This window comes from Dokdonella sp. (assembly GCF_049593775.1).
Lineage (GTDB): Bacteria > Pseudomonadota > Gammaproteobacteria > Xanthomonadales > Rhodanobacteraceae > Dokdonella.
Genome location: NZ_JBAWHJ010000218.1, coordinates 1 through 5,068, shown reverse-complemented (window position 1 = coordinate 5,068; position 5,068 = coordinate 1). Strand labels below are relative to the sequence as shown.

Here is a 5,068-nt window from a genome sequence, read left to right as displayed (position 1 = left end):
CCATTCTCGGCTTCACAAGCCATGCGGCTGAATGAAGCCGGTGGCCATGCCGATGATGATCAGGATGATCAGCACAACTGACAGTGCTATGCGCCGCGTCAGGGCCTTGACGGTTCGGTCAGATTCGCCCTTATCGGTCATCATGTAGTAGAGGCCGGCACCGAGGTTCCAGACGATGGCGATCAGGAAAACGACGATCAGTATCTTGCTGGTCATGCCGACTCACATTGAAAAACAGTGCGGGCAAGTATAGCCGCTGATGCCGTGAACCGACGCTGGAAAAAACCTTCGTGGCTGGCAATCGCTCTGCTCGGCGCAGGTTTGCTGTTTTTCTGCCGCCTCGGATTCTGGCAGCTGGACCGTGCAGCAGAAAAGGAACAATTGCTGGCGGCGTATGCTTCCGCGGCTGCCGGGTCGGCGATGACGCTGACGCAGGCGCGCGAACAGGTTGATTCGGGCGGCTTTCCCCGCGTCAGGGCCGAGGGTCGGTACGACGCGGCGCACACTTATCTGCTTGATGACCAGATACGAAACGGTCAACAGGGGCGACTCGCATTTGCCCTGTTTGATCCGGATGATGGCGGCTTGCCACTGCTGGTCAATCGTGGCTTCCTCGCGCATCAGGGCGATGGTTCGATGCCGGTCGTGCCGCGCTTGCCGGAGGGCCGCGTGACGCTGGAAGGCTTGTACGCGACAGCGCCAGGATCGGGCTTCCGAATGGGTGGCAACTCGCTGCCGAAACAAGCGAGCTGGCCGAAATTGAGTATCTATATTGACACGGTGGAAATCGGAGAGGATCTGGGGCGGCAGATCGATTCGCGCGTGCTATTGCTTGACGCAGATGAAGATTCTGGATTCCTGCGCGAGTGGACGCCGCAGATCATTCCTCCGGAGAAACACCTCGGCTATGCCTTTCAATGGTTCTGCTTTGCGCTCGCAGCACTTGTGATCTTCATCGTGCTGCATTGGCGGCGCCCCAAAAAAGAGTCCTGATGATGCAGACAAGAAACCGGAAACGCCTGCAGCTTGTCCTGCTTGCTTCGCTGTTCATCCTGCCAATGGGCGTGGCTGCACTTTTGGTGTTCTCTGGCTGGGTGCCAGATGGACGCAGTTACGGCGAGGGAATTGTTCCGCAACGCGTGGTCGACAAGGTTCCTGTCGAACTGGCGGATGGTACACGTCTCGAATGGCACGATCCGGACTGGCGCTGGAGCGTGGTCGCCATCCCTGGCCGGCGTTGTGCAGAGGAATGCATGAGCCAGCTCGACCAGCTTCACCGTGCGAAGATTTCACTCAATCAGCGTGCCAATCGGGTACGACTGCTCTATCTGGGTACGCCGCCTGTGGGCGCGGATGCCGGAGCCTTGATGCAAGCATGGGATGTCGGCAAGGACCTCGACAACGAGTTCGCGGAATGGGCGCCCGACGCTGATGACGGCCTTGCGGTTGTCCTGGTCAAGCCTGATGCAATCGCCTTGACCCACTACGCCAACGGATTCAACGCAAGTGGCTTGCGCAAGGATCTTGCCAAGGTAACGAAGTGAAGATGGGGTCCGGGTTCTCACGCACCGCCGGCCTCGCGTCGCTGGTCGCGATCGTCGCCTTTTGCGTAATCGTGTTCGGCGCGTTCGTGCGCTTGAGCCACGCGGGCTTGTCATGTCCCGACTGGCCGACTTGCTATGGCAAGGCCACATGGCCGGGCCACGAACAGGAAATCGTCAGCGCCAACGAAGCGTTTCCGGAAAGGCCGGTTGAATCGCACAAGACCTGGCGCGAGCAGGGACACCGCATGGTCGCCGGGTTCCTCGGTGTGCTGATTCTCGGGCTGGCTTTGACGGCCGCATGGCGGCGCAAGGTCATCGTGTTGATGGTTGTTCTCGCCGCAGTGTCGGCGGCAATCGGAATTTTTGCCTACAGGCACGGGGCGCACGCGGTTTCCGCCGCCTGCTCCGTAGTGGCCTTGCTGCTTCCCGTGATCGCCGCCGCGAGGCTGGATCGCGCTGCTCCGTGGCGTGTCGCGGTGATACTGCTGTCAGTAGTGATCTTCCAGGCCATGCTCGGCATGTGGACGGTCACCTGGCTATTGAAACCAGTGGTCGTCATGGGCCATCTGCTGGGTGGGCTGACGACGTTTGCCCTGGCCAGCTATGTGGCAATCCGCTTGTGCGGCATCGGTGTCGACAATGGGCAGGGCTCCTCGATTCGCCGGCTTGTCGCAATCGGGATTGTCCTGCTCGGTGTTCAGATCGCACTGGGTGGCTGGACCAGTGCCAACTATGCGGCGCTCACCTGTGGTCTCGATTTCCCGACTTGCCAGGGCCAATGGTGGCCTGAGACTGACTTCAGGGAAGGGTTCGTCCTCTGGCGTGGTATCGGTATCGACTACGAGGGCGGTGTGCTGGATGTCGCCGCACGCAATGCCATCCAGATGGCTCATCGCCTGGGTGCGCTGGTCGTATTCTTCTATTTCGGCTGGCTGGCATACCGACTGGCGCGCTCAGGACGGCGCAAACTGTCACTGGCGCTCGGTCTTGGCGTGCTTGTGCAGGTCGTTCTGGGTATCGCCAACATCAAGCTTGGCTTGCCACTCGGCGTGGCAGTTGCGCACGTCGCCGTCGCCGTCCTGCTCCTTCTGATCATGGTGACCGCCCTTGCGAGTACGCAGCGGCGCGTGACCATGGAAGCCTGAGCAGCTACCGTGCACAACGCATCCTCTTCTCTCGGCAACTGACATACATGGCATCGATCGCCCACGAATACCTTGAGCTGACCAAGCCGCGCGTCGTTGCGTTGATCGTGTTCACCGCGATCATCGGCATGTTTCTCGCGGTGCCGGGTTGGCCGCCGTTGCGCGAATCGGTGGCTGGATTCATTGGTATCTGGCTCGCCGCGGCATCGGCGGCCGCAATCAATCATCTGATCGACCAGCGCATCGATCGGCTGATGGCGCGCACCTCGCAGAGGCCTCTGGCAACCGGAACGCTGAAGCCGATCCAGGTACTGATATTCGCGGTCGTGCTCGGCATTCTTTCAATGACGATTCTCGTCACCCTGGTCAATCCGCTGACGGCCGCTCTCACGTTCGCCTCGCTGATCGGGTATGCGATTGTCTACACGGCCTTCCTGAAGCGCGCCACGCCGCAAAACATCGTCATCGGAGGTGCGGCAGGTGCGGCACCACCCCTGCTTGGCTGGGTCGCCGTCACCGGCGAGGTTCACCCCTATGCGTTGCTGTTGTTCCTGATCATTTTCGTGTGGACGCCACCACACTTCTGGGCACTTGCGATCTTTCGCGTGGAGGACTATTCACGCGCACAGGTGCCGATGTTGCCGGTTACGCACGGGGTTACCTACACCCGCTGGCATGTTCTCGCGTATACGATTCTGCTGCTTCTGGTGACCTTGCTGCCCTATCTGACCGGAATGAGCGGTCTGTTCTATCTTGGTGGTGCGCTGGTACTTGGCGCGGGATTCCTCTACTACGCCATTCGTCTCCTGAACCCGCCCAATGAATGGTTCGCGATGAAGGTCTTCAACTACTCGATCATCTACCTGATGGCCTTGTTCGCCTTTTTGCTGGTAGATCACTATCTGTAGAAGATCCCTGCGCCGGGGCAGTTGCAGTGCCGATCAGCGAATCAGCAAGTTGCCCAGCAGCCGGCTCTGATCGCGGACTTCGATGTCCGCTCTTGCGATACCGCTTGTTTGTCGCCCGACGCTGCTAGCTGGGTGGCATCGTGGGCGCTCTGGTGGCGTGATCGGCTGGGCGCGCATAGCGCTGTGCAAGCACCGCACACGCCATCAGCTGGATCTGGTGGTAAAGCAGTACCGGAACCACGATCATGCCCAGCGCGGGATTTCCGGCAAACAGGATGTTCGCAATCGGAACGCCACTGGCCAGGCTTTTCTTCGAGCCACAGAAAACAATGGCGATTTCGTCCTCGCGGCTGAAGCCGAGACGGCGGCTGAGGAATGTGGTGAGCACCAGCGCCAGAACAAGCAGCAGTGTGACAACGGCAAGCAGCAACAGCAGCGAAGACAACGGCAATTGCTTCCACAATCCGTCGACTACCGACGCACTGAACGCGACGTAGACAACCAGCAGCACCGTTCCCCGGTCGGTATAGGCAAGCAGGCGTCGGCTGCGATCGACGAACGTCCCGATCAACGGACGTGCCAGATGGCCGGCGATAAACGGCAGGAACAACTGCATGACAATCTTGCCGATCGAGCCCAGCGCCAGTCCGCTTGAATTCCCTGAATGCAGCAACAACGCGACCAGGGCGGGGGCGATGAACACGCCAAGCAGGTTGGACAGGGAGGCGCTGCAAACAGCAGCGGCCACATTGCCACGGGCGATCGAGGTGAATGCAATCGAAGATTGCACGGTTGACGGCAATGCACAGAGGAACAGCACGCCGATCATCAAGTCGGGCGCAAGAACGCCGGCAGGCAGCAACGCCTCGATGCCCAATCCGAGCAGGGGAAACATCGCATAGGTGCAAGCCAGAACCAGCAGATGCAGTCGCCAATGAATCAGGCCGGCAATGATCGCGTCACGCGAGAGACGGGCTCCATGCAGAAAGAACAGCAAGGCAATAGCGAGCGGAGTTACTACATCGAACACATCGGCTACAGTCCCGCTGCAAGGCAAGATCGCCGCAAGCAATACGGTCGCCACCAGCGCCAGTGCATAGCGGTCGAACAGCCTGGGCATTCGTTGCATGGGGTCTCGGGCTCGCTGCGGTTGATGATGAAATGGCCAACCGTTGGGGTCCGCCTTGCACATTGTGCCGTCAACCAGCGAGTTTGAAAGCCGGGCAACAGGAAACTCAGCTGATTTCGTGGTTGTCGGAGATCAAGATAGCCGAACAGGACGGGGAGTGGGACGACGGGTAGCCAGGCATGGTGCTGGCCCGGGACTCTGCGAACAAGGTGATTGCAGCTTTCAGTGCGGCTCGCCTTGTCACCCTGGTAGCGCCTGTTGATGGTCGAATCCGAAGGGGTTCCAGGGCATCAGCTTGATGGAGGAGCCAGCAAGTCCCTCAAGCCAGGAATTCAAATCCGG

General features: G+C 59.9%; 6 protein-coding genes. 4 read left to right on the top strand and 2 right to left on the bottom strand.

The window, feature by feature from the left end:
• Nucleotides 1-12: 12 nt before the first annotated feature.
• Nucleotides 13-216 (bottom strand): twin transmembrane helix small protein, encoded by a 204-nt coding sequence (locus WBP53_RS07845; RefSeq protein WP_423927629.1) that lies wholly within the window; start codon nucleotides 214-216, stop codon nucleotides 13-15.
• A 48-nt stretch (nucleotides 217-264) separates the two neighbouring features.
• Here WBP53_RS07845 and WBP53_RS07840 point away from each other — a divergent pair, with 48 nt between their 5' ends.
• Genes WBP53_RS07840 through cyoE form a run of 4 tightly spaced genes read left to right on the top strand, consistent with a single transcriptional unit; the run spans nucleotide 265 to nucleotide 3,597 of the window.
• Nucleotides 265-993 carry an SURF1 family protein gene (locus WBP53_RS07840; protein WP_423927627.1) on the top strand — a complete coding sequence of 243 codons (729 nt, stop codon included), beginning with the start codon at nucleotides 265-267 and terminating at the stop codon, nucleotides 991-993.
• Nucleotides 993-1,544 (top strand): hypothetical protein, encoded by a 552-nt coding sequence (locus WBP53_RS07835; protein WP_423927625.1) that lies wholly within the window; start codon nucleotides 993-995, stop codon nucleotides 1,542-1,544. Before WBP53_RS07840 ends, WBP53_RS07835 begins: the two co-directional genes overlap by 1 nt.
• 2 nt (nucleotides 1,545-1,546) lie before the next feature.
• A complete protein-coding gene (locus WBP53_RS07830) occupies nucleotides 1,547-2,689 on the top strand; it encodes a COX15/CtaA family protein (RefSeq protein ID WP_423927631.1) in 1,143 nt (380 codons plus the stop codon).
• 47 nt (nucleotides 2,690-2,736) lie between these two features.
• Nucleotides 2,737-3,597 carry a heme o synthase gene (gene cyoE, locus WBP53_RS07825; RefSeq protein WP_423927623.1) on the top strand — a complete coding sequence of 287 codons (861 nt, stop codon included), beginning with the start codon at nucleotides 2,737-2,739 and terminating at the stop codon, nucleotides 3,595-3,597.
• A 124-nt stretch (nucleotides 3,598-3,721) separates the two neighbouring features.
• Here cyoE and WBP53_RS07820 read toward each other — a convergent pair whose 3' ends face one another.
• Nucleotides 3,722-4,726, bottom strand: coding sequence for a bile acid:sodium symporter family protein (locus WBP53_RS07820; protein WP_423927621.1), 1,005 nt, complete (start codon nucleotides 4,724-4,726; stop codon nucleotides 3,722-3,724).
• Between the last annotated feature and the right edge of the window lie 342 nt (nucleotides 4,727-5,068).